The organism is Microbulbifer marinus (assembly GCF_900107725.1).
GTDB lineage: Bacteria > Pseudomonadota > Gammaproteobacteria > Pseudomonadales > Cellvibrionaceae > Microbulbifer > Microbulbifer marinus.
Genome location: NZ_FNQO01000001.1, coordinates 1,093,223 through 1,115,761, shown reverse-complemented (window position 1 = coordinate 1,115,761; position 22,539 = coordinate 1,093,223). Strand labels below are relative to the sequence as shown.

At 61.6% G+C, this 22,539-nt stretch carries 24 protein-coding genes; 18 read left to right on the top strand and 6 right to left on the bottom strand.

Annotation, left to right across the window (positions count from 1 at the left end; all coding sequences use genetic code 11):
- Nucleotides 1–221 precede the first annotated feature (221 nt).
- From BLW36_RS04835 to lysS, 11 genes are all read left to right on the top strand, one after another.
- Nucleotides 222–1,556 (top strand): homoserine dehydrogenase, encoded by a 1,335-nt coding sequence (locus tag BLW36_RS04835; RefSeq protein WP_244506182.1) that lies wholly within the window; start codon nucleotides 222–224, stop codon nucleotides 1,554–1,556.
- 204 nt (nucleotides 1,557–1,760) lie between these two features.
- On the top strand, nucleotides 1,761–3,155 hold the full coding sequence (gene thrC / locus BLW36_RS04830; RefSeq protein ID WP_091385686.1) for a threonine synthase: 1,395 nt from the start codon (nucleotides 1,761–1,763) through the stop codon (nucleotides 3,153–3,155).
- A gap of 16 nt (nucleotides 3,156–3,171) precedes the next feature.
- Complete coding sequence (gene recJ, locus BLW36_RS04825; RefSeq protein WP_091385684.1) at nucleotides 3,172–4,899, top strand: single-stranded-DNA-specific exonuclease RecJ; 1,728 nt, start codon at nucleotides 3,172–3,174, stop codon at nucleotides 4,897–4,899.
- Nucleotides 4,900–5,073: 174 nt separating this feature from the next.
- Nucleotides 5,074–6,003: a DMT family transporter gene (locus BLW36_RS04820; RefSeq protein ID WP_091385682.1), complete on the top strand. Its 930-nt coding sequence runs from the start codon at nucleotides 5,074–5,076 to the stop codon at nucleotides 6,001–6,003.
- Entirely contained in the window at nucleotides 6,003–6,641 is a 639-nt protein-coding gene (locus tag BLW36_RS04815) for a LysE family translocator (protein WP_244506134.1), read from the top strand. The genes BLW36_RS04820 and BLW36_RS04815 overlap by 1 nt, the downstream gene beginning before the upstream one ends.
- 36 nt (nucleotides 6,642–6,677) lie before the next feature.
- A complete protein-coding gene (locus tag BLW36_RS04810; RefSeq protein ID WP_091385680.1) occupies nucleotides 6,678–7,199 on the top strand; it encodes a hypothetical protein in 522 nt (173 codons plus the stop codon).
- A gap of 148 nt (nucleotides 7,200–7,347) precedes the next feature.
- Nucleotides 7,348–7,788 carry a hypothetical protein gene (locus BLW36_RS04805; RefSeq protein WP_139304818.1) on the top strand — a complete coding sequence of 147 codons (441 nt, stop codon included), beginning with the start codon at nucleotides 7,348–7,350 and terminating at the stop codon, nucleotides 7,786–7,788.
- A gap of 65 nt (nucleotides 7,789–7,853) precedes the next feature.
- Nucleotides 7,854–8,249, top strand: coding sequence for a MerR family transcriptional regulator (locus tag BLW36_RS04800; RefSeq protein WP_091385676.1), 396 nt, complete (start codon nucleotides 7,854–7,856; stop codon nucleotides 8,247–8,249).
- Nucleotides 8,242–9,342: a permease gene (locus BLW36_RS04795; protein ID WP_244506133.1), complete on the top strand. Its 1,101-nt coding sequence runs from the start codon at nucleotides 8,242–8,244 to the stop codon at nucleotides 9,340–9,342. The genes BLW36_RS04800 and BLW36_RS04795 overlap by 8 nt, the downstream gene beginning before the upstream one ends.
- A 456-nt stretch (nucleotides 9,343–9,798) precedes the next feature.
- A protein-coding gene (gene prfB, locus BLW36_RS04790; RefSeq protein WP_139304817.1) for a peptide chain release factor 2 occupies nucleotides 9,799–10,894 on the top strand; the annotation gives its coding sequence in 2 pieces (ribosomal slippage) (nucleotides 9,799–9,870 and nucleotides 9,872–10,894; 1,095 coding nt in all).
- Nucleotides 10,895–10,976: 82 nt separating this feature from the next.
- Nucleotides 10,977–12,470 carry a lysine--tRNA ligase gene (lysS, locus tag BLW36_RS04785; protein WP_091385672.1) on the top strand — a complete coding sequence of 498 codons (1,494 nt, stop codon included), beginning with the start codon at nucleotides 10,977–10,979 and terminating at the stop codon, nucleotides 12,468–12,470.
- A gap of 61 nt (nucleotides 12,471–12,531) precedes the next feature.
- On the opposite strand, the gene BLW36_RS04780 is transcribed toward lysS, so the two are convergent.
- The 4 genes from BLW36_RS04780 to BLW36_RS04765 are packed head-to-tail and all read right to left on the bottom strand — an operon-like array spanning nucleotide 12,532 to nucleotide 15,416.
- Nucleotides 12,532–13,407, bottom strand: coding sequence for a PDZ domain-containing protein (locus BLW36_RS04780; RefSeq protein ID WP_091385669.1), 876 nt, complete (start codon nucleotides 13,405–13,407; stop codon nucleotides 12,532–12,534).
- A gap of 3 nt (nucleotides 13,408–13,410) precedes the next feature.
- Nucleotides 13,411–14,022 carry a TPM domain-containing protein gene (locus BLW36_RS04775; protein ID WP_244506132.1) on the bottom strand — a complete coding sequence of 204 codons (612 nt, stop codon included), beginning with the start codon at nucleotides 14,020–14,022 and terminating at the stop codon, nucleotides 13,411–13,413.
- On the bottom strand, nucleotides 14,022–14,774 hold the full coding sequence (locus BLW36_RS04770; RefSeq protein ID WP_091385665.1) for a TPM domain-containing protein: 753 nt from the start codon (nucleotides 14,772–14,774) through the stop codon (nucleotides 14,022–14,024). The genes BLW36_RS04775 and BLW36_RS04770 overlap by 1 nt, the downstream gene beginning before the upstream one ends.
- A 27-nt stretch (nucleotides 14,775–14,801) precedes the next feature.
- Complete coding sequence (locus tag BLW36_RS04765) at nucleotides 14,802–15,416, bottom strand: LemA family protein (RefSeq protein ID WP_091385663.1); 615 nt, start codon at nucleotides 15,414–15,416, stop codon at nucleotides 14,802–14,804.
- Between the two features lie 99 nt (nucleotides 15,417–15,515).
- On the opposite strand from BLW36_RS04765, the gene BLW36_RS04760 reads away from it, so the two are divergent.
- The 5 genes from BLW36_RS04760 to ung are packed head-to-tail and all read left to right on the top strand — an operon-like array spanning nucleotide 15,516 to nucleotide 18,890.
- Nucleotides 15,516–16,052, top strand: a complete 537-nt coding sequence (locus BLW36_RS04760) for a YaeQ family protein (RefSeq protein ID WP_091385661.1) — start codon at nucleotides 15,516–15,518, stop codon at nucleotides 16,050–16,052.
- Between the two features lie 31 nt (nucleotides 16,053–16,083).
- Nucleotides 16,084–16,566 carry a YajQ family cyclic di-GMP-binding protein gene (locus BLW36_RS04755; protein ID WP_091385660.1) on the top strand — a complete coding sequence of 161 codons (483 nt, stop codon included), beginning with the start codon at nucleotides 16,084–16,086 and terminating at the stop codon, nucleotides 16,564–16,566.
- A gap of 44 nt (nucleotides 16,567–16,610) precedes the next feature.
- Nucleotides 16,611–17,537, top strand: a complete 927-nt coding sequence (locus BLW36_RS04750) for an esterase-like activity of phytase family protein (protein WP_091385659.1) — start codon at nucleotides 16,611–16,613, stop codon at nucleotides 17,535–17,537.
- A 20-nt stretch (nucleotides 17,538–17,557) separates the two neighbouring features.
- Nucleotides 17,558–18,148, top strand: coding sequence for a uracil-DNA glycosylase family protein (locus BLW36_RS04745; protein WP_244506131.1), 591 nt, complete (start codon nucleotides 17,558–17,560; stop codon nucleotides 18,146–18,148).
- Nucleotides 18,149–18,167: 19 nt separating this feature from the next.
- A complete protein-coding gene (ung, locus tag BLW36_RS04740; RefSeq protein ID WP_091385657.1) occupies nucleotides 18,168–18,890 on the top strand; it encodes a uracil-DNA glycosylase in 723 nt (240 codons plus the stop codon).
- A 65-nt stretch (nucleotides 18,891–18,955) separates the two neighbouring features.
- Here the strand turns inward: ung and ygfZ are convergent, their stop codons facing one another.
- Entirely contained in the window at nucleotides 18,956–19,999 is a 1,044-nt protein-coding gene (gene ygfZ, locus BLW36_RS04735; RefSeq protein WP_091385655.1) for a CAF17-like 4Fe-4S cluster assembly/insertion protein YgfZ, read from the bottom strand.
- Between the two features lie 178 nt (nucleotides 20,000–20,177).
- Here ygfZ and BLW36_RS04730 point away from each other — a divergent pair, with 178 nt between their 5' ends.
- Nucleotides 20,178–20,423 carry an FAD assembly factor SdhE gene (locus BLW36_RS04730; protein WP_091385653.1) on the top strand — a complete coding sequence of 82 codons (246 nt, stop codon included), beginning with the start codon at nucleotides 20,178–20,180 and terminating at the stop codon, nucleotides 20,421–20,423.
- Nucleotides 20,398–20,850 carry a protein YgfX gene (locus tag BLW36_RS04725; protein ID WP_342027471.1) on the top strand — a complete coding sequence of 151 codons (453 nt, stop codon included), beginning with the start codon at nucleotides 20,398–20,400 and terminating at the stop codon, nucleotides 20,848–20,850. The genes BLW36_RS04730 and BLW36_RS04725 overlap by 26 nt, the downstream gene beginning before the upstream one ends.
- A 24-nt stretch (nucleotides 20,851–20,874) precedes the next feature.
- Here the strand turns inward: BLW36_RS04725 and nadB are convergent, their stop codons facing one another.
- Nucleotides 20,875–22,506: an L-aspartate oxidase gene (gene nadB / locus BLW36_RS04720; protein WP_091385650.1), complete on the bottom strand. Its 1,632-nt coding sequence runs from the start codon at nucleotides 22,504–22,506 to the stop codon at nucleotides 20,875–20,877.
- Between the last annotated feature and the right edge of the window lie 33 nt (nucleotides 22,507–22,539).

The following is a 22,539-nucleotide window of genomic DNA, read 5'->3' as shown; positions in this document are numbered from 1 at the left end:
CGCGACGGCACCACTTGCGCGCAATTTTATTGACATTTTCCCCTATAAATCAGTAAGGTTGTCGTCCTTTTGTCATTTTCTGTACCACTTATTGCGCTGTTGCCTGGCACCTGTCCGGCGCCGGGGCTTTCGCCGTCGCGCCGAATCCCCGCCGCTACACTGTTCAGGATCTTTTTGCGCGGAGGGAAGTTGTGAGCGCATCCGTCGAACAAACCACCGAACTGGAAACCCGTCTCCCGGCCGACAACACGCGGCGCGCGGTGCGCATTGGTATCTGTGGCCTGGGTACCGTCGGCAGCGGTACGGTAAACGTGATGGCGCGCAACGGCGAGGAGATAGCGGCGCGCTGTGGCCGCCCGGTGGAAATCGTGCAGATAGGCGCGCGCCGTGATAATCCAGCCTGTGACACCAGCAAGCTCGACAGCACCCGTGAAATCTTCGATGTCGCCAACAACCCGGACGTGGACATCCTGGTAGAACTGATCGGCGGCACCACTGTGGCCCGTGAATTGGTACTGGCCGCCATCAATAACGGCAAGCATATCGTCACCGCCAATAAAGCGCTGATTGCGGAGCACGGCAACGAGCTGTTTGCCGCAGCCGCCGAAAAGGGCGTGACCATCGCCTACGAGGCCGCCGTGGCCGGCGGTATCCCGATCATCAAGTCCCTGCGTGAGGGACTGGTGGGCAACCGCATCCAGTGGCTTGCCGGCATCATCAACGGGACCGGCAACTACATCCTTACCGAAATGCGCGAAAAAGGGCGCAGCTTTGCCGAGGCGCTCGCCCAGGCCCAGGAGCTGGGCTATGCGGAAGCGGATCCCACTTTCGATGTCGAGGGCATAGACGCGGCCCACAAGCTGGTGATCATGGCCTCGCTGGCTTTTGCGATGCCACTGGCATTCGACAAGGTATACACCGAGGGCATCAGCCGCGTTTCCAGTGAGGACATCCGCTATGCGGACGAGCTCGGTTACCGCATCAAGCATCTGGGCATTGCGCGGCGCACCGAGCACGGCGTCGAGCTGCGCGTACATCCGACCCTGATCCCGCAGCGCCGCCTGATCGCCAACGTGAACGGCGTTATGAACGCGGTGCTGGTCAATGGCGATGCCGTGGGGCCGACGCTCTACTACGGTGCTGGCGCCGGTGCCGAGGCCACCGCCTCGGCGGTGATCGCCGATATTGTCGATGTGGCGCGCACCCTCGAGGCGAAGCCGGACCAGCGTGTGCCCGCTGCCGGTGTGGCCGAGGGCAGCCAGGCCGGTCCGCAGGTGCTGCCGATGGATGAAGTGGTGACCAGCTATTACCTGCGCATCTCCGCGCACGACAAGCCAGGCGTTATGTCCCAGGTGGCGAAAATCTGCAGTGACGAGGGCATCAGCATCGAGGCCCTGATTCAGCACGAACCGGCCGAAGGCGAGGCGCTGGTGCCGGTGGTCATTCTGACCAGTCGCGCCAAAGAGGCGCGCCTGCGCGAGGCGGTGACGCAGATAGAGGCGCTGGATACCGTCGAGGGCGAGGTGGTGCGTATCCGTGTGGAGACGCTGGGGTAACTTCCCGTTTCCGGAAAGAGCGATCGAAAGAAGAAGTTCTGAATCGGCCCTGCCGCCGGTGGCCATCCGGCAAACAGCCTGATCGGCAATCGTTTGCCGGATGGCCCCCGGCGGCAGGGCCTGGCCCTGAGCCAGGCGTCCAAGGCTGATCCTCGCGTCCGGCTGTTCCTGCATCGAAATTATTTAACTGTTAGTAAGAAAACCGTGAAATTCATCAGTACCCGCGGCCGCGCGCCGTCACTTTCCTTTGCCGATACCGTGCTCACCGGCCTCGCCAGTGACGGCGGTCTCTATGTACCGGAGTCCCTGCCGACTTTTTCCCGCGCGGAGATCGCGGCTATGGCCGGGCTCGATTATCGGGAACTGGCCTTCCGTATTATTCAGCCGTTTGTCGGTGACGACCTGAGCGACGAAGAGCTGCGCGATATCATCGAGCGTTCTTACGAGACTTTCCGCCACCGCGCCATCGCGCCGCTGGTGCAGACAGGCACCAACGAGTGGATACTCGAGCTGTTTCACGGCCCGACACTGGCGTTCAAGGATTTTGCCCTGCAGTTCCTCGGCCAGCTGTTCGACCATCTGCTGAAAAAGCGCGGCGAGCGGGTCGTGGTGATGGGGGCGACGTCCGGTGATACCGGCTCTGCCGCCATTGAGGGCTGCCGCCACTGCGACAATATCGATATCTTCATTCTGCACCCGCACAACCGGGTGTCCGAGGTGCAGCGCCGCCAGATGACCACGGTGATGTCGGACAATGTGTTCAATATCGCCCTAGAGGGCAACTTCGACGATTGCCAGAACATGGTCAAGGCGAGCTTCGCCGACCAATCGTTTCTGCCCGACGGCCGCCGCCTGGTGGCGGTCAACTCGATCAACTGGGCGCGCATCATGGCGCAGATCGTGTATTACTTCTACGCCGCGCTAAGGCTGGGTGCGCCGGAGAAAACGGTGAACTTCTCCGTGCCCACCGGCAACTTCGGCGATATCTTCGCCGGCTACCTGGCACGGCAGATGGGTCTGCCCATCGATCAACTGGTGATCGCCACCAATGCCAACGATATCCTGCACCGCTGTATCAGCGACAACGATCACTCGCCGCGACCGCTGGTGCACAGCCTGTCGCCGAGCATGGACATCATGGTATCGAGTAACTTCGAGCGCCTGCTGTTCGACCTGTACGATCGCAACGGTTCGGCGGTAGCGGAGCTGCTGGCGGATCGCAGTGCGCCGATGCACCTGGATCCGAGCGTGCTGTCCAGGGCGCGTGAAGTCTTCTCCTCCTGTCGGGTGGATGATGCGCGTACGGTAGAGGTGATCCGCGAGGTGTTCGAGTCCAGCGAGTACCTGCTGGACCCCCACACCGCCATCGGCGTCGAGGCCGCGCGAAGAGTGCGTAAATCCGCGGAACAGCCAATGGTTTGCCTCTCCACCGCCCATCCGGCAAAATTCCCCGACGCGGTAGCCCGCGCGCTGCCCCTGGAGAAAATTCCCCTGCCGGCGCACATGCAGGACCTGTTCGAGCGCGCGGAGCGCATGAAGGTCCTGCCCAACGACCTGTCGCAGGTACATGAGTTTATGGCGACGGCACTCGATACCTAAAAATAGCTGAGCGAGAATGACGACAAGAATTCAGCGACGGCCAGTGGATTATTCCACTGGCCGTTTTGCATCTGACACACCGAAAATCCTGCAGCGCGTGCTGCTCGGCCGCGGCGTTACCAGTGAGGCCGAGCTGGATCACCGCCTGGCAAAACTGCACGCACCCCAAACCATGCGGGGCCTGGAGCGAGCGGTGGAGCTGCTGGTGAGTGCCGTGCGCGCCCAGCAGAAGATCCTGATCGTCGGCGACTTCGACGCCGACGGCGCCACCAGCAGCACGCTGGCGGTGTTGGCGTTGGGTGCCATGGGCGCTCCCGGGGTAGAGTTTTTGGTCCCCAACCGCTTCGACTTTGGCTACGGCCTGACGCCGGAGATCGTCGAGGTGGCGAAGGATTTCAGCCCCGACGTGCTGATCACCGTGGACAACGGCATCAGCAGCATCGACGGCGTGGCCGCGGCCAAGGCTGCCGGAATGACGGTGATCGTCACCGATCACCACCTACCGGGAGCCGAGCTGCCGGATGCCGACGCGATCGTTAACCCCAACCAGCCCGGCTGCGATTTCCCCAGCAAGAATCTCGCCGGGGTGGGGGTGATCTTCTACTTGCTGAGCCGCCTGCGCAGTGCTCTGGAAGACAGTGGCTGGTTTGCCGACAGCGGTATAGCGCCGGTGAATATGGCCGAGTACCTGGATCTGGTGGCTTTGGGCACGGTCGCGGACCTAGTGCCGCTTGACCACAACAACCGCATCCTGGTGCAGCAGGGTATCGCCCGTATCCGCGCCGGCCGCTGCCGGCCGGGCATCAGTGCACTGCTCGAGGTTGCCGGTCGCGATCAGCGCAAGCTGTCGACGACGGACATCGGTTTTATTCTCGGACCGCGCATCAACGCCGCCGGGCGCCTGGACGATATCGGTACCGGCATCCGCTGCCTGCTGACGCGCGATCCGAGCGAGGCCCGCGAACTGGCGGCTGAGCTGGACGCGCTGAACCGCGACCGCAAGGCGATAGAGCAGGGCATGCAGCGCGAGGCCATGGCCGCGCTGGAGAAGCTGCAACTCGACGGCGAGATTCCCTGGAGCCTGTGCCTCTACGACGAGAACTGGCACCAGGGCGTGGTCGGTATTCTCGCCAGCCGGATCAAGGAAAAATTCCACCGCCCGGTCATCGCCTTTGCCGACGGCGACAACGGCCTGATCAAGGGCTCGGCGCGCTCGATTGCAGGGCTGCATATCCGCGATGCCCTCAGTGATGTGGCGGCCGCGCAGCCGGACCTGATCACCAAGTTCGGCGGCCACGCGATGGCCGCCGGCCTCAGCCTGCCGGCGGAAAACCTGGCCGCTTTTACCGATGCGTTCGAAGCGGCGGTGCGCAGCCGGCTGAGTGAGCAGCAACTGCAGGCAGTGATCGATTCCGACGGCGAACTCGAACCGACGGAATTCACACTGCACACCGCGGCCACACTGCGCGCCTGTGCGCCCTGGGGCCAGGCGTTTCCGGAGCCGCTGTTCGACGGTGAGTTTCTGCTGCTGCAGCAGCGCATTGTCGGCGAGCGCCACCTGAAGATGGTCGTGGCCCCGAGCCAAAACCCACAGCTGGCACTGGACGCGATCGCGTTCAATGTCGATACCGATCAATGGCCGCAGCCGGCGGATCGGGTACGTCTGGCCTATAAGCTCGACATCAATGAATTCCGCGGCCGCGAATCGCTGCAGCTGCTGGTGAATTATCTGGAGCCCTTGTAGTGGGGCGGTGTCGGGGCGACCGAAGTAATTAGTTCTGAATCGGCTCTGCCGCCGGTGACCACCCGGCAAGCAGCCTCATCGGCAATCGCTTGCCGGATGGTCACCGGCGGCAGAGCCTCCCTTTGTGCATTCGAAGTAGAAATTACCTTATTACCGTTTTTGAGATGTGACTGAATGAAACGCAAACAAGCTCAGGCGGAAATTCTGCTGTTGCTGGCGGCCCTGTTCTGGGGCGTGGCCTTTGTGCCGCAAAAAATCGCCATGGAGCATATCGAGCCACTGGCGTTTAACGCCTGGCGGTTTTTCCTCGGCGGACTGCTGTTGATCCCGATTGTCTACTGGCTCTCTTCCCGCCGCGCACCGCAGCTCGCCGAAGAGATACAGCCCGGTGAAGAGGGTGGGGCAAGCGTCGCGCACGGCTGGCGCGCCTGCCTGCCTGGCGGCGCGATTCTGGGTTTCTGGCTGTTTCTGGGGGCGGCCCTGCAGCAGGTGAGCCTGCTGTACACCACCGCCGGCCGCGCCGGTTTTATCACTGGTTTTTACCTGTTGCTGGTACCGGTGATCGGCCTGTCTCTCGGCCACAAAACCAATCGCTGGACCTGGGCGGGGATCGGCCTGGCGCTGGCGGGGCTCTACGAGCTCGCCGATTTCAGTGAGGAGTCACAGCTGGTAGGGGACCTGTTGGTGTTTGCCAGTGCCTTCGTGTTTGCCGTGCAGGTGCTGTCCGCGGATCACCTGGTGCGACGCTACGATGCACTGCGGCTGGCTTGCGTGCAGTTTCTCGTCTGTGGCCTGCTGTCCGGCGTGGCCTCGCTGATGGTTGAACAGCCAAGCCTGCAGTCTGCAGTTAACGCGGCCTGGCCCATCGCCTACATGATGATTTTCTCCACGGCCATCGCCTTCACCTTCCAACTGCTGGCGCAACGTCACGCTGCACCCTCGCACGCGACCGTGATCATGAGTCTGGAGGCGGTGTTTGCACTAGCGGCGGGCTGGCTGTTCCTGAATGAAGTGTTGAGTGGTCGCGAACTGCTCGGTTGTGGCCTGATGCTGGCGGGCATGCTGGTGAGCCATTACGGCAACCATACGGGAACGCATCACTGATGGGGATTATCGATCTGTCCGTGCTGGCGCTTTTCGTGCCCACATTTTTCTTCGTGTCGCTGACGCCGGGTATGTGTATGACCCTGGCGCTGACCCTGGGAATGACCCTCGGCGTGCGCCGCACCCTGTGGATGATGGCCGGCGAACTGCTCGGCGTGGCGCTGGTGGCGGTAGCAGCGGTACTGGGTATCGCTGCGCTGATGCTGCAATATCCGACCGCCTTTCAGGTATTCAAGTACTGCGGCGGTACCTACCTGGCCTGGCTGGGCGTTCAGATGTGGCGCGCACGCGGGCGCATGGTGATGGTCGCGCCGGAGGATCGCGATGGCAGTACCGCGATGCCCTCGCGGCAGTCGCTGGCGGCACAGGGATTCGTCACCGCGGTGGCCAACCCGAAAGGCTGGGCGTTTTTTATCGCGCTGCTGCCGCCCTTTATCAACGACAGTTACCCGCTGGCACCGCAGCTGGCGGTGCTCATTGCTATCATTCTGCTATTGGAAACCCTGTGTATGCTGATTTACGCAGGCGGCGGACGCACGCTCAGCCGGTTGTTGGAGCGCGGTGAGAATGTGCGCCTGATCAACCGCATTGCCGGCACGCTGATGTTGCTGGTGGGCGCCTGGCTGGCGTTTGGCTGACCGGGCAGATGACAAGCTTCACGGAGGAAGCTAGAAATGAAGCGCACACTGTTACTTCTGTTGGTGTTGGGTCTCACGTTGTCCGTCGGGGTCTTTGGGCTGCCCGCGGAAAACAAAGCGGAAAAGGCGACTTACGCTGCCGCGCAACAGTCGGCGGAGCAATCCGAAGAGCCGGCCGGCCAGGCGGAGGCGCCTGCGGCCCAGGCGGAAGCGCCTGCGGCCCAAGCGGAAGCGCCTGCGGCCCAAGCGGAGGAGACAGCCGATCAGGAGCCGCTGATCTGGGTATTCCGGCACCGCCGCGTCAAGCAGTGTATAGGCGAAGATATGTCGCTGGATGACAGCCGTGCCAAACTCAAAGATAGTGGCGTGGTCGCGCACCAGTCCCACTGTGGTCTGCGTACCGACCTCGTTTTTGTCTCCGGTTGCGGCGAGCCTACAGGGGATATATTGCTGCACCTGATCAGGGGTAATTCGCTGGATGCGGCCCTGGCAGCTGGATATGGCCCGGCGGAGCAGATTAGATATCAAACCGTTAAGTGCCCGAACAAACAAGACTGATCTTCCTCTCAGGGCGAGTATCTTCTGAAGGCGCTACGCTGTATCCAACGAACCCGCAGCCGCGATACAGATACGGCCGGCGTGGCGTGTCGACCAGCATCGGGCATACTCTGGGGTTCAGTTAACTGGCTTTACGGAGGAAGCAGAAGTGAACCGGAATACATCTCTACTGTTGGCGCTGGCCGCTGTTACCGGGCTGAGCGCCTGCGGCGAGCGGGCGGAGGAAAAAGCTCCGGAAAACGAAACTGTCACGGCTGCGGAAGAGTCGGCTGCGCCCGAAGAACCGGCGGTCCAGCCGGACGAGCTGATCTGGGTTTTCCGCGCCCGCGGCAGTCGCCAGTGCGAGGGCGGTGGCATGTCGCTGGAAGAGAGCGGTGCCAATCTGACCGACAATGGCGTGGTTGTGCAGGAATCCAGTTGCGGCAGCCGCACCGACCGGATGTATGCCGCCGTCTGTGGCGGTCCCACCGGAGATATTCTGCTGCACCTGATTGAAGAGGGCTCGCTGGATGCCGCGCTGGAACTCGGCTTCGATCCGGCCGACCAAATTAAATACGAGAAGGGCGACTGCCCGAAAAATAACAATTGACCTTCCTCTCGCGGTAACCTTTAGCCTCCTGCACCGTAATAAGACACTGCACTGCGGGAGGTGTGATGAATATTTCCCAGGCGGCGCAGCGGTCGGGCCTGACCGCGAAGGCGCTGCGCTACTACGAATCCATTGATTTGCTCGCGCCGGGGCGTGCCGATAACGGTTACCGCGACTACAGCGAGCGGGACCTGGAGACACTGCGCTTTATCCAGCGCGCCCGAGCTACCGGCTTTTCTATCGACGAGGTGCGCGATCTGCTGGAGTTGCACCGCGACCCGGGGCGTCGAAGTCACGATGCCAAGCGGTTGGTGGAGGAAAAACTCAGGCGTGTAGAAGAGCAGCTGCGCAATCTACGCGAGATGCGCACCAGCCTGCGCGGTCTCGCGGATAGCTGTGCCGGCGACGAGTCGCCGGAGTGCGCGATTCTGGACAACCTGTCGGGAGGTCAGCGTGACTGACAAATGCTGTGGGCCCCAGCCACCGCGGGATGCGGTGGTGGTGGAATCGCACACCTCGGCCTGCTGTGCCGACGAACCCCACGGCCGAATCGACTGGCTGTTATGGATCAGCCTGTCACTGGTAGCGGTTCTCTACCTCAGTTATTGGGCTGTAGACCTGTCGGCCATGCCGGAGTGGCTGCACCACATGTCCACCGGCGTGGTGGAACTGGTGCATACGATGTGGTGGGGTGTAGTGGCCGGGGCGCTGTTTGTCGGCCTGCTCGGGCGCATTCCGCAAGAGCTGGTCATCGAGGTGCTGGGGCGTGGCGGCAGCAAGCGCGGCCTGTTTCGCGCCACCCTGGCGGGGCTTTTCTTCGATCTCTGCTCCCACGGCATCCTGATGGTGGGCATGCAGCTGTACAAGCGCGGCGCCAGCCTGGGACAGGTGATGGCCTTCCTGGTCGCCAGCCCGTGGAACTCGCTGTCGCTGACGGTGATCCTGATCGCGCTGATCGGCCTCTGGTGGACGTTGCTGTTTATCCTCTGCTCCGCGGTGATCGCGCTGATCGCCGGCTATCTGGCCGACCGCATGGTGGAGCGGGGCAGGCTGCCGGCCAACCCCAACCGGGTGGAGCTGCCGGAGGATTACGACTGGCGCACCGAGGTGCGCGAGCTGTGGAATCGCGCCGAGTTGACGCCGACCAGTATCGGCGGCCTGCTGTGGGAGGGCATCCGCGGTTCACAGATGGTGGTGCGCTGGCTGCTGGTGGGCATAGTGCTGGCGGTGCTGGTGCGCGCGTTCGTGGATCCGGCGGTGTTCCAGCAGTGGTTCGGCCCGTCGCTGCTGGGCTTGGGGGCAACCCTGGTGGCGGCGACAATCCTGGAAGTCTGCTCGGAGGGCGCCACGCCGCTGGCCGCGGATATCTTCAGCCGGGCGGCGGCGCCCGGCAACGCCTTCGCCTTCCTGATGGCCGGGGTTTCCACAGACTACACCGAGCTGATGTCGATCAAGGACACTACAGGTTCCTGGCGCCTGGCCCTGGCGCTGCCACTGCTGACGTTGCCGCAGATTGTCGTCGCCGGACTGCTGATGAACGGGTTTGGCGCCTGAATTCCCGTCCTTCTTCTCTCCAGTGAGGGGGCGGCACAGGCCCTTGGCGGCGCTGCTACCGGAGCCTGTTTGTGGGACACGCTGTGAATACGTCCCTGTACGCTCTCCGCGGCCATCCATGGCCGCGGAAGGTCCCACAAACAGGCTCCGGCATCAGCTCCTTAGCATAGAGACTCGGTGTTCATTTCAATTTGCTTTGCAAAGGCGAGTAACGCTCAGCAACCTCATGCTAAGGGTCTGCTAGCGGGATTCGCTTTCGGGACTGTCTGCGAGAAGGATCTCGCAGACAAGCCTACAGGGATGTATTCACGGCGTGTCCCGAAAGCGGATCCCGCTAGCAGGGCCGCCCGGACCTCGCTGCGGAGCCTACCTGGGTCTGGAAGGCCACTGGAACCCCCACGGTGCGCTGCGGTAGAATGCGCGCCGCTTTATCTTATGTCCGGAATCCGAGAGTTCATGGAAATCAATCCCCTTCTCAATCAACTGAAAGACCTCGAAGAGCGCACCGACGTTCTTAGGGGGTATCTTTGACTACGCCAGCAAGAAAGAGCGCCTGACCGAGGTCGAGCTGGAGCTGGCCGAGCCGAGCGTCTGGGACGACCCTAACCGCGCCCAGGAGCTGGGTCGTGAGCGCTCCTCCCTGGAAACCGTAGTCACCACCATCGAGAACCTGGATTCCGGTATCTCCGACTGCCGCGAGCTGCTGGAAATGGCGGTGGAAGAGGGCGACGAGGATTCCGTCACCGAGGTTGCCGCCGAAATCGATAACCTGCAGCAGCAGCTGGGTGTACTGGAATTCCGCCGCATGTTCTCCGGCGAGACCGATGCGAACAACGCCTATCTGGATATCCAGGCCGGTTCCGGCGGCACCGAGGCGCAGGATTGGGCCGAGATACTGCTGCGAATGTATCTGCGCTGGGGTGAGGCCCACGGCTTCAAGACCACCCTGGAGGAGGCCTCCGCCGGGGAAGTGGCCGGTATCAAGAGCGCCACTATCCACTTTCAGGGAGACCACGCCTTTGGCTGGCTGCGTACCGAAACCGGCGTGCACCGCCTGGTGCGCAAGTCCCCGTTCGATTCCGGTAACCGCCGCCACACTTCCTTCTCCTCGGTCTTCGTATCGCCGGAAATCGATGACAACATCGAGATCGAGGTGGACAAGTCGCAGGTGCGCGAGGACACCTACCGCGCCTCCGGTGCCGGCGGCCAGCACGTGAACAAGACCGACTCGGCTGTGCGCCTGACCCATATCGAATCCGGTATCGTGGTGGCCTGCCAGAGCGAGCGCTCCCAGCACCAGAACCGCGACAAGGCCTGGAAGATGCTGCGCGCCAGGCTGTACGAGCAGGAGATGCTCAAGCGCAACGCGGAGAAACAGGCGATGGAGGAGAGCAAGTCGGATATCGGCTGGGGTAGCCAGATCCGTTCCTACGTGCTCGACGACCAGCGCATCAAGGATCTGCGCACCGGCGTGCAGACCAGCAACTGCCAGGCGGTACTCGACGGCGACCTGGACCAGTTTATCGAAGCGAGCCTGAAAGCCGGGCTGTAAGCCGGGAGCGAGCCTCCTCCCCAGCCCCTCTTCCCTGCGGGAGAGGGGAACAACCATCTGAAACTGCAACCGACGAATCATCATGACTGATACGCAAATCCAGCAAGACGAAAACAAACTCATTGCCGAGCGCCGCGCCAAACTGTCCGCGCTGCGCGAGAAGGGCAATGCCTTCCCGAACAGTTTTCGCCGCGAAAACCTCGCTGCCGACCTGCAGGCGGAATTCGGCGAGAAATCCAAGGAGGAGCTGGAAGCACTGGGCAAGACCGCTTGTGTGGCGGGGCGTATCCTGGCCAAGCGCGGTCCGTTCATGGTTATTCAGGATGTGTCCGACCGCATCCAGCTGTATGCGGACAAGGCGGCGCAGAAGGATATCAAGGAGCGTCACGGCGCCTGGGATATCGGCGACATCGTCGGCGTGCGCGGCCAGCTGCATAAGTCCGGCAAGGGCGACCTGTACGTGAACTGCGAGGAATACACGCTGCTGACCAAGGCGCTGCGTCCGCTGCCGGAGAAATTCCACGGTATCGCCGACCAGGAGCTGCGCTATCGCCAGCGCTACGTCGATCTGATCGCCACGCCGGAATCCCGCGACGTATTCCGCCTGCGCTCGCAGATCATCGAGTACATCCGCCAGTTCCTCAACGGTCACCGCTTCATGGAAGTGGAAACGCCGATGCTGCAGGTGATCCCCGGCGGCGCCACCGCGCGGCCGTTTATCACGCATCACAATGCGCTGGATATCGATATGTACCTGCGCATCGCGCCGGAACTCTACCTGAAGCGCCTGGTGGTCGGTGGCTTCGAGCGCGTGTATGAAATCAACCGCAATTTCCGTAACGAGGGGCTGTCCACGCGTCACAACCCCGAGTTCACGATGCTGGAGTTCTACCAGGCCTACGCCGACTACAACGACCTGATGGATCTGACCGAGGAAATGCTGCGCGGTATCTGTGAGGATGTGCTGGGCAGCACTACCGTGGAGTACCAGGGCAGCAGCTACGACTTCGCCAAGCCGTTTGCGCGCCTGTCGGTATTCGACTCCATCCTGCGCCACAACCCGAGCCTGAGCCACGCCGATATCGACAACCTGGAAAGCGCCCGCGCCGTTGCCGACAAGCTCGGTATTCCGCTGAAGGACAGCTGGGGCCTGGGCAAGGTACAGATCGAGATTTTCGAGAAGACCGTCGAGCACCGCCTGGACCAGCCGACCTTTATCACCGAGTACCCGACCGAGGTGTCACCGCTGGCGCGCCGCAATGATGACAACCCGTTCGTCACCGATCGTTTCGAATTCTTCGTCGGCGGCCGCGAGATCGCCAACGGCTTCTCGGAGCTGAACGATGCGGAAGACCAGGCCGAGCGCTTCAAGGCCCAGGTGGCGGAGAAGGATGCCGGTGATGACGAGGCGATGCACTACGACGCCGACTATATCCGCGCGCTGGAATACGGCCTGCCGCCGACCGCCGGTGAGGGCATCGGTATCGACCGACTGGTGATGCTGTTCACCAACTCCCCGTCAATCCGCGATGTGCTGCTGTTCCCGCATATGCGTCCGGAGACATCCGCAGAGTAAGTGTCGGTTGCGAAGATCTGTGGAGGCGGCCGTGGGCCGTCTCTGCAGCATGCGCAGACAGTTATCCCTGGATACCCAGTGGGCCGCTGGGTACGTAAATCACCTCCCTGCTCGAACTCCCCTCCCGTTGCACTTCGATGGCGACAGTCTTGCCCGGTGCGACCTTGTAGACCTGCGTGCGCAGATCCCCCATATGGAATACCCGTTCGCCGTTATAGGAAATGATTTTGTCTCCCGCTTGCAGGCCCGCCCCGGATGCCGGCGTATCGCTGACGACCCTGTCGATGCGCATTTCCTGGCGGCCGCCGTTAGCCTCTAAATAGAGTTCGAATTCCTGCTCGCCCAGTTCGTGTTCGAAATACTTGCGCGGGTGGCTGTACCGGTCGAGCTGCCGGCGCAGGCGTTCGGCCTCGGCGGAGGACTTGTCCTTTACATGGCGGTACTGATAAGACAGCTGCATGTGCTCGTACTGGAAGCGCTCCTGCTTGTCGAGGATAAATTCCGCTCGATCCGGGTTGATGCCGGCATCGATCAATCGCTGCAGCTGATGGTCGCGGTGCCCGCTGTAGCGGTCCCTGCGTGACGGGCGATCCGCGTGTTCGGTGCCATGCCGCTCTGGCGAGGAGGTCAGCGCCGCAGTGCGAATATCTTCTGCAGACTGTGTGGGGGCGTAGCGCTCCAGCCGCGCGCGCAACTCCTCAACCACTTCCAGCAGCTGGGACTGGATCTGGTTGGCATCCTCCAGCGATGTCTCCAGTTTGCGGATCCGGTCTTCAAGATTGCCGTTATCGTTAGAGAACAGGCGCGAGAGCTGTGATCGCGCCGCCTGTTTGCCGTCAACGGAGTCACTTTGCCAAAAAGCGCCGCTGACCGCATAGGCCACGAATATCAGCAACAGCGTTGAGCCTGCGATTATTGCGGTTTTTCTCTTTTGCATACCTCAATCCAGAATAATCAGGTGGTTCGGTAGTTCGTTCTTGATCGCACTGGCCGGGGCGGCCTCCTGCAACAGCTCGCCGCACTTTTCGATACAGTGCAAAAAAGCCTCACCGGTTTTGCCGCGCTTGATCTCGTGGATAAAGTTCTCAACGATCTCCTGCCAGTTGTCGTTGCTGATATGTTCCGCCAGCCCGCGGTCCGCCAGTATTTCCACATAGTGTTCCGCCTCGGCGACAAAGATCAGCAGTCCCAGGCGCCCCTGGGTGCTGTGTAGCTCCTGCTGCAGAAATTGCCGTCGCGCCAGGTTGGATGCGCGCCAGTATTTCACTTTCTTGGGGACCAGCCGCATGGTCAGTGGCCGCCAGCGAAACAGCACCGCCAGGGCGATAAACAGAATCCACTGCAGCGTAAATGCCTGTTGGTACTCCAGCCACCAGGGCAAAAACTGCAGCAGCGGCGCCAGCAGCAGGGCGAGAAAGGCCGCCCACAGCGTGGAGATATACAGGTAATTGTCGGCCGTGCGCGCGAGTACCGTGACCAACTCGGCGTCGGTGCGCGCCTCCACTTCCTTGATCGTATCGGCGACCCGGCGCCGATACTCGCTGGTGAGCATTACCATCCGCCCGATGCGCCTCCGCCGCCAAAGCCGCCGCCCCCGCCACCGAAGCCGCCGCCAAGTCCACCGCCACCAAAGCCGCCGCCGAAACCGCCGGCCCCGTAATAGCCGCCGTAGCGACCGCGACGATAGCCGCGGCTGCCGCTGGGGGAGCCGAGTACCGAGGCGCCGAACAGTTGCAGCATCACCAGCAGCAGGAACAGGCCGATCAACAGCGCCGTGCGGCGGTCGCCTCCGTCCTCGGTGGGTTCGGCGACATATTCGTTCTTGATCGCCGCGATGATGGATTGCACCCCGGCGCTGACGCCGCCGTCGAAATCGCCGGTTCTGAATTTCGGCAGTATCTTGGTATGGATGATGTTGGCTGACAGCGCGTCCGTCAGCGCCCCTTCCAGACCGTAGCCCACCTCGATGCGCACCTCGCGCTCACTCGGCGCGACAATCAGCAGCACGCCGTTGTCTTTGCCTTTCTGGCCAATCTTCCAGTGACGTCCCAGTTGATAGCCGTACTCTTCGATGGTCAGGCCCTGCAGGTCGGGCAGCGTGACGACAACCAGCTGATTGCTGGTCTCCTTTTCGTGTTGTTGCATTATTTCTGTCAGGCGGAACTCAGTTTCCGGTTGCAGCAGGTTGGCTCTGTCTACCACGCGTCCGGACAGCGGCGGAAAGCGCACGTCGGCCAATACCCCCAGCGCGCAGAGCAGCGCGGTGATGGCGACGGAGAGCGTAACTAGCCGATGAAAATTCATTATTGGAAAAAGGCTCTTTCGGGGCGCTTACTGGAAGTCGACTTCCGGAGCCTTCTCTGCATCCTCACTGGTGGCCTGGAAGGTTTCGCGCAACGGCATATCGCTGTACAGGACCATGTGCCAGATGCGCCCGGGGAAAGTGCGGATCTCGCGGTTGTAGCGCTCCACCGCCTGTATATAATCCCGCCGCGCGACGCCGATGCGGTTTTCGGTACCCTCCAGTTGCGACTGCAGGGCGAGGAAGTTCTGATCCGCCTTCAGGTTCGGGTACCTCTCGACCACGACCATCAGGCGGGCGAGGGCGCTGGACAGCTGGGCCTGGGCGGCTTCGAATTGCTGCAGTTTGGCCGGGTCGTTGAGCAGGTTCTCGTCCACCTGCATGGAGCTGACCTTGGCGCGTGCCTCGGTAACGGCCTGTAGCGTCTCCCGCTCGTGGGCCGCGTAGGCCTTGACGGTTTTCACCAGGTTGGGAATCAGGTCGGCGCGGCGCTGATACTGGTTTTCCACCTGCGCCCAGGCGGCTTTGACCTGTTCGTCATAAGTGGGGATATTGTTGATACCGCAGCCGCTGAGACCGAATACCAGCAGGCAGAGCAGGGCGCCGGCCCAGAGTCGGCGGCCATCCGTGAATACAACATTCATGCGGGATACCTCTGGGATTCCAAAAGTGTTTCCAGTAAACCTCCCTAGAATAGTCCGCCGTCCCTCCCATGCCGGAGCCGGCGCAAACTTGGAGCCGAAATGGCGTTAAAGGCAACTATCTTCAAAGCCGGCGTGCAGATCGCCGATATGGATCGGGACTACTATGGCGAGCACCAGCTGACACTGGCACGTCATCCCTCCGAAACGGATGAGCGCATGATGGTGCGGCTGTTGGCTTTTGCCCACAACGCGTCCGACAGCCTGGAATTTACCCGCGGCATCTCCTCCGACGAGGAGGCGGATCTGTGGCAGATGAGCCTCAGTGGCGAGATCGATCTGTGGATCGAGGTGGGCCTGCCGACCGAAGAGCGGTTGCGCAAGGCCAGCAACCGCGCCAAGCAGGTATTGGTGTACAGTTATGGGCGCCGCACGGCGCCGGTATGGTGGCAGAAGCAGGAGAGCGCGCTGGCGCGTTTCGACAATCTGCGCGTCTATTCCCTATCGGCAGATGCGACCGAACAATTGGCCGCCATGGCCGAGCGCAATATGGACCTGAATGCGACCATTCAGGACGGCCATATCTGGCTCAGCAGCGATGATCGCAACGTGGAAATCATTCCCGAAGTTTTAAAATGAAAAACCGCTGGAAATAAGAACGGAGAATTCAATGCCTTCCTTTGACATAGTGTCCGAAGTAGACAAGCACCAGCTGAACAATGCCGTGGACCAGGTGAACCGCACAGTGGCCAACCGCTTTGATTTCAAAGGCGTCGATGCCGAAGTGGAAATGAACGAGTTTTCCCTGGTGGCGCGCGCCGAGGCGGACATTCAGGTGGATCAGATGGTGGATATGCTGCGGGCATCGCTGATCAAGTGCAGTATCGATCCGCTGGCCATGGAGGTCGGTGACAAGGAACAGTCCGGCAAGCAGGTCAAAGTCGCGATCACGATGAAAAACGGTCTGGACAAAGAGCTGGCAAAAAAGATCGTCAAGATCATCAAAGATGAAAAACTGAAAGTGCAGGCTGCGATTCAGGGCGACCAGGTGCGGGTTACCGGCAAGAAACGCGATGACCTGCAGCAGGTTATTGCCATGCTGAAAGGTAAGGAGCTGGAGCAACCGCTGCAGTTCAACAACTTCCGCGATTAATCCGAATCCCCTTGCTCGGAAAACGTATTTTCGCCCTTATAGGTATGCAGCTGTCTCCACTGGCGGCAGCTGCGACTGTCAGCCCGGCGCAGCTGCTCGCCAGCCATTGGCTGGATGGCAGCGCTGGACTGGATATATCCGGTCTGGCGTTTTGCAGCGGCGAATTGCTGGCGGTTTCAGACAAGAATTCCGCGATCGTCTACGCCGTGCGCCGCACGGAGGGCTCGGCGGGCCTGGTACCCTGGCTGCGGTTTGACGCACTGCAAGTCCCCGATCAGCCTGCCGACGGCCTCAAGGCCAAAATACTCAATACTTTACAGGCGGGTGCCGCGGCCGACTTTGAGGGCATAAGCTGTTCTGACGATGCGCTGTTCCTCGTCAGTGAGCGCCATCACCGCATCGTGCGTGTGCCACTTGAGAATCCCGAGGACGCTGTGTGGTTGCCGTGGCAATGGTCGGCGGCCGCGCGCAAGCGTGGCTACATGCAGCAATTCAACGGTGCCAGCGAGGGGCTGCTGAAAGTCGGTGGTGATTACTGGGTGGCGCTGGAGCGCGATCGTCGCGGCCTGGTCTACCTTGCAGAAGGTGCGGCGCCGCAGTTGCTGGACCTGCCTCCGGTCACGGCACTGGATTTTCGCGGGCGCTCGGAAGATCTCACCGGCCTCGCTTACTACGACGGCGCGATGTTCACACTGGAACGCAATGCTTTTGCGGTCTGCAAACGCTCCATCGAAAGTCTGCAGGCCGAATGGTGTATCGAGTACCGGAGTATTGAAGAGGCTCCGCAGTATGTCTACAGCGAGACCCGCTATGGCAAGGCGGAGGGCCTGGCGGTAGATGCGAGCGGTATCTACGTGGTACTGGACAACAATAACGTTGGTCGCGCAGCCGCTCCCGATGACCGGCGCGCACTGCTGTTGCAGTTGGCCTTTCCCGAAGGTAATTCGGGCAGTGAAAAGTCACTGCCGTGATCACTGTTAGAGGTTGAGGTTTGACTGCCGACCGACTGCCGACGCTGCTCGAAGAAATACGTTCCTGCCGCCTGTGCGAAGAATTCCTGCCACTGGGGCCCAACCCGGTTGTGCGTGCGGCTGAGTCCGCGCGTCTGCTCATCATCGGCCAGGCTCCGGGCACCAGGGTGCACGCCACCGGTATTCCCTGGAATGATCCTTCCGGTGACCGGCTGCGTAGCTGGCTACGGGTGGACCGGGAAACCTTTTACGACCAATCGCGTATCGCCATTGTGCCCATGGGCTTCTGCTACCCCGGTCGCGGCAAAGGCGGTGATTTGCCGCCGCGCCCCGAGTGCGCCGCCACCTGGCACCGGCGGCTGCTCGCGCTGTTGCCAAATTTGCAACTCACTCTGCTGGTGGGACAATATGCCCAGCGCCATTATCTGCCGCATTGGTATGGCAGTATCACCGAAAACGTGCGCCACTATCGCGATGCGCTGCCGGCGGGCTACTTTCCGCTGCCCCATCCGAGCCCGCGCAATACGCTATGGCTGCGCCAGCGGCCCTGGTTCGAACAAGAGGTGGTGCCCGAGTTGCGAAAGCAGGTAAAGAAGATTCTCAAGGATTAGTGCCTACAGGACACTTGGAATGCAGAACCCCGACAATATAAAAATCCACCCCTCCTGGTACCAGGTCCTCGAAGGTGAATTCCACAAGCCCTATATGGCGGAGCTGCGCGGATTTCTGCAGGCGGAAAAACAGGCCGGCAAGCGGATTTACCCTCCGGGCGGGCAGATTTTCAACGCCTTCAACTCGACGCCTTTCGACCAGGTCAAAGTCGTTATCCTCGGCCAGGATCCCTACCACGGTGCGGGTCAGGCGCATGGCCTGTGTTTCTCCGTGTTGCCCGGTGTGCGCATTCCGCCGTCGCTGCAGAATATCTACAAGGAACTGCACTCGGACCTGGGCATACCGCCGGCGCACCACGGCTGCCTGCAGCCCTGGGCGGAGCAGGGCGTGCTGCTATTGAATGCGACGCTCACGGTGGAGGACAGCAGGGCCGGCGCTCACCAGGGGCGCGGCTGGGAGCAGTTTACCGATGCGGCGATTCACAAACTGGCGGAGCAGCGCGAGGGGCTGGTGTTCATTCTGTGGGGTAGTTACGCGCAGAAGAAGGGCGGTTTTATCGATCGCAATAAACATTTGGTGTTGCGCGCGCCACATCCATCGCCGCTGTCCGCACACCGGGGTTTTTTCGGCACCCGGCCTTTTTCGCAGGCCAATCAGTGGTTGCAGCAGCACGGCCAGCCGCCGATCAATTGGGCATTGCCGGCGGCCTCGGAACTGCAGCGGGTCGCTGTGGAAGTCTGACGGAGTCCAGCTAAGCGGGTGAAGGGGCCACAGAGTCGCTTGCCGGTGCTCACTCCACTTTAGGTTTAAGCCAGCGGATCTGCGTCCGCGTCGTAGGGCAATTCCTGGATTTCCAGTACGCGGCCATCCGCCAGGCGCAGCTGTTCGCCGGCGGCGACCTTGGTGATGGTCAGCACCGCGAGCAATTCAATGCCTTCCTCACTGCGACAGGCCTCCACCAGGTTGCCGATACTCGATTCGCCGTCGGCGTAAATCTCCAGTCCCGGTGTGGGGATTTCCCCCGCGCTGCATCGGGCGCGGTACAGGCGCCGCTTGGAGGCACCGCGGTATTGCATGCGCGCGACCACTTCCTGTCCGGTATAGCAGCCCTTCTTGAAACTGACGCCGCCCAGCAGGTGCAGGTTGGCCATCTGCGGAATAAACAGCTCGCTGGTCGCCGCGTGCAACTGGGGAATGCCCGCCTCTATCTGCAGCTGCTGCCAGCGGTCGTAACTGGCGGCTTCGGTGGCCGTGGCCAGCTGTTGCCAGAGATCTTTGGCCTTTGCTGCCGGGACCAGCAGGGCAATCTGATCTGCGTTCAGGGCCTGGGCTATGGCAGTGGCGCCGTTGCAGTCAAAGGTGCATACCTCGCCGGCGCTCAGGGGTTCAAGCCCCAGCAGATCGGCGGCACGCTGTGCTGCGCCTTTGCCCTGCAGGCCCAGCCAGCGATGCTTTTCCCCGGTATTGGCGCCGCTCATATCCTTCAGTTCGGTTTTGAAGAAAACCGCATACTTGGCCAGTGCCTCGCGGGCGGTACCGGCAAGATCGCGGGGCAGGCGGAAAATAAAATTACTGTGCGACAGCTTCAGAGCGCTGAAGGCGCTGATCATGCGCCCCTTCGGGTTGCAGTGGGCGCCGAGGGTGCTGTGGTTGTCGGGCAGGTTGACCAGGTCGCAGGTGAGCTGACCCTGCAGGAACTTCTGGCTGTCCGGGCCATCGATCGAGATGGCTCCGATCGGACTCAGGTCAATCAGGTGCAGGTCGGCTTCGGTTTCCGGAAAATGCGCTTTGTCCTCCTCCCAGATAGCGCCTGCGCCGGTGAGAAAATCCTGCCACTGCTGCTGATCCATAGTCCTGCTACCTAGGAGTTGTCTTGGGTGGATTATTTGGGGTTTGCGGCGGTCTTTTCAAGGTTGCCGGGCTTTTCAACTTTGTCCGGGACAGGGGTATACTGCGGCTCTTTATCACGAGCGGCATCAGAGTGCCGCCGTCGGCGATCTGCCGGCGTTGGGCAATTGGGAAAGAAGTATGGATCGCAATCGTCTGTTTTGGGCCAGCCGCCGCGGCATGCTGGAACTGGACCTGGTACTGCTGCCGTTTCTGGACAACGTCTATGAGACGCTGGATGAGGCCGACAAGCAGCGCTACATCAAATTGCTCGACGAGCAGGATCAGGATCTGTTCGCCTGGTTCATGCGCCGCGAGGATCCCGCGGATCCTGAGTTGCTGCGTATAGTGCAGATCATCCGTGACAATACCGGCCTCCAGGAATAGCCCCTCCCCGCAGTATTTTGAACGCAGCGCCCGGCTGGATTGTGCCGTGGCGCCCTCCCGCCTTCTATTTATCCTTCTCAGCCTGGTCGTTGTGCAGACGCTGTCGCTGCTGTGGTGGTGCCAGCTGGTGCTATCTCTGATGCTGCCGGCGGCGCTGCTGGTGTTGCTTTATGCTGCTGTTGAATGGCGGCGCCTGCAGCTGATGCAGGGCCACCTCAGCACCCGCGAACGCCGCTGGTTCTGGCTGCCGTCAGGTGGTGAACCGCGGGAGTTTACTTTCCACGGTGAACTGGTGTTATGGCAGTGGCTGCTGGTGATCAACGGGCGTGACCTGCAGGGACGGCGACTGCGCCTGGTGCTGGCACGTGACTGCATGAGCCGGGATGACTGGCGCCGCCTGCAAGTGGCATTGCGTTTCTCGCGCTAACGGCGGGCATTTGCCCGCCGTGCATCAGACAAACTGTTGCTGGTCGGCAAAATTTTCCGGCACCAGGATGGTGTCCATCGCCAGCTCGCGCAGGTTGGGATAGTCGAGCGAGTAGTGCAGGCCACGGCTCTCCCTCCGGTCGAGCGCCGAGCGGATGATCAGTTCCGATACCAGTGCCAGGTTGCGCAGTTCGATCAGGTCGCTGGTGATCTTGTAGTTGGCGTAGAACTCGCGGATCTCCTGCTGTAACAGCCTGACGCGGTGTTCGGCTCGCAGCAGGCGCTTGCGGGTGCGCACGATACCCACGTAGTCCCACATAAACCGGCGCAGCTCGTCCCAGTTGTGCGAGATCACTACGTCCTCGTCGGAGTCGGTTACCCGGGAAGCATCCCAGGCCGGCGCCGGGCGCGGTGGCTGCACTTCTTCCAGCATTTCGTCCAGGTGCAGGGCCGCCGAGCGGGCATAGACCAGACATTCCAGCAGTGAGTTGCTGGCCAGGCGATTGGCGCCGTGCAGGCCAGTAAAGGTGGTTTCGCCAATCGCGTACAGCTGGTCCAGGTCGGTGCGGCCGAACTGATCCACCATCACGCCGCCACAGGTATAGTGCGCGGCGGGCACCACCGGGATGGGTTCCCTGGTGATATCGATGCCGTACTGCAGACAGTTGTTGTAGACCGTGGGGAAGTGCTCGCGCACGAACTGCGAGTCCTTGTGGGAAATATCCAGGTACAGACAGTCTGCGCCGAGACGCTTCATCTCATGGTCAATCGCGCGCGCCACTATATCCCGCGGCGCCAGCTCGCCGCGCTTGTCGAAGCGGTGCATAAAGCGGCTGCCGTCCGGCAGCTTCAGCCGCGCTCCCTCGCCGCGCAGTGCCTCGGTGACCAGCGATGCCTTGGCTTTGGGATGGTAGAGGCAGGTCGGATGGAATTGATTGAACTCCATATTGGCGACCCGGCAGCCGGCACGCCAGGCCATGGCGATACCGTCGCCGCTGGCCCCATCCGGGTTGCTGGTGTAGAGGTAGGCCTTGCTGGCGCCGCCGGTGGCGAGGACCACGGCCCTGGCCTGGAAGAGTTCCACTTCCTCGGTATTCTTGTTGTAGATATAGGCCCCGGCACAGCGGAAGCGCCCCTTGCTGGGATCCGGCTGGCGAATCAAATCCAGTGCGACATGGTGCTCGAAACAGTCGATATTGTCGGTCGCGCGCACTTTTTCGATCAGGGTGCTGTGCACGGCGCGGCCGGTGGCATCGGCGCTGTGGATGATGCGCCGGTGACTGTGACCGCCTTCTTTGGTCAAGTGGTATTCGCCCTGTTCGCGGGTGAAGTCCACGCCCTGATCGATCAGCCATTGGATGGCTGCGGTGCTGTTTTCCACGGTAAAGCGTACCGCGTCCGGGTGGCAGAGGCCGGCGCCCGCGTCTAATGTGTCAGCAATGTGGGAATCCGCCGAGTCCATTTCGTCGAGTACCGCGGCGATACCGCCCTGGGCGAACCAGGTGGAGCCGTCCTGCAGCCGCTGTTTGGACAGCAGGGCCACGCGGTAGCGCGCCGCCAGGTGCAGGGCCAGGGTAAGGCCTGCGGCGCCGCTGCCGATCACCAGTACGTCGTACTGTTTTGAGTTGAGGGTAGCCTGTGCAGTCATACATTTCATTTATGTTTAGGGGTCGCGTAGTATAGCGCCTCC

What these genes read in the sequence shown, in the direction of transcription:
- recJ (WP_091385684.1), top strand. Translation starts at nt 3,172, where the DNA reads ATGACGACAAGAATTCAGCGACGGCCAGTGGATTATTCCACTGGCCGT.
- BLW36_RS04755 (WP_091385660.1), top strand. Translation starts at nt 16,084, where the DNA reads ATGCCTTCCTTTGACATAGTGTCCGAAGTAGACAAGCACCAGCTGAAC.
- BLW36_RS04760 (WP_091385661.1), top strand. Translation starts at nt 15,516, where the DNA reads ATGGCGTTAAAGGCAACTATCTTCAAAGCCGGCGTGCAGATCGCCGAT.
- BLW36_RS04770 (WP_091385665.1), bottom strand. Translation starts at nt 14,774, where the DNA reads ATGAATTTTCATCGGCTAGTTACGCTCTCCGTCGCCATCACCGCGCTG.
- ung (WP_091385657.1), top strand. Translation starts at nt 18,168, where the DNA reads ATGCAGAACCCCGACAATATAAAAATCCACCCCTCCTGGTACCAGGTC.
- BLW36_RS04775 (WP_244506132.1), bottom strand. Translation starts at nt 14,022, where the DNA reads ATGCTCACCAGCGAGTATCGGCGCCGGGTCGCCGATACGATCAAGGAA.
- BLW36_RS04765 (WP_091385663.1), bottom strand. Translation starts at nt 15,416, where the DNA reads ATGAATGTTGTATTCACGGATGGCCGCCGACTCTGGGCCGGCGCCCTG.
- BLW36_RS04750 (WP_091385659.1), top strand. Translation starts at nt 16,611, where the DNA reads ATGCAGCTGTCTCCACTGGCGGCAGCTGCGACTGTCAGCCCGGCGCAG.
- lysS (WP_091385672.1), top strand. Translation starts at nt 10,977, where the DNA reads ATGACTGATACGCAAATCCAGCAAGACGAAAACAAACTCATTGCCGAG.
- BLW36_RS04820 (WP_091385682.1), top strand. Translation starts at nt 5,074, where the DNA reads ATGAAACGCAAACAAGCTCAGGCGGAAATTCTGCTGTTGCTGGCGGCC.
- ygfZ (WP_091385655.1), bottom strand. Translation starts at nt 19,999, where the DNA reads ATGGATCAGCAGCAGTGGCAGGATTTTCTCACCGGCGCAGGCGCTATC.
- BLW36_RS04780 (WP_091385669.1), bottom strand. Translation starts at nt 13,407, where the DNA reads ATGCAAAAGAGAAAAACCGCAATAATCGCAGGCTCAACGCTGTTGCTG.
- BLW36_RS04730 (WP_091385653.1), top strand. Translation starts at nt 20,178, where the DNA reads ATGGATCGCAATCGTCTGTTTTGGGCCAGCCGCCGCGGCATGCTGGAA.
- BLW36_RS04810 (WP_091385680.1), top strand. Translation starts at nt 6,678, where the DNA reads ATGAAGCGCACACTGTTACTTCTGTTGGTGTTGGGTCTCACGTTGTCC.
- BLW36_RS04800 (WP_091385676.1), top strand. Translation starts at nt 7,854, where the DNA reads ATGAATATTTCCCAGGCGGCGCAGCGGTCGGGCCTGACCGCGAAGGCG.
- BLW36_RS04815 (WP_244506134.1), top strand. Translation starts at nt 6,003, where the DNA reads ATGGGGATTATCGATCTGTCCGTGCTGGCGCTTTTCGTGCCCACATTT.
- nadB (WP_091385650.1), bottom strand. Translation starts at nt 22,506, where the DNA reads ATGAAATGTATGACTGCACAGGCTACCCTCAACTCAAAACAGTACGAC.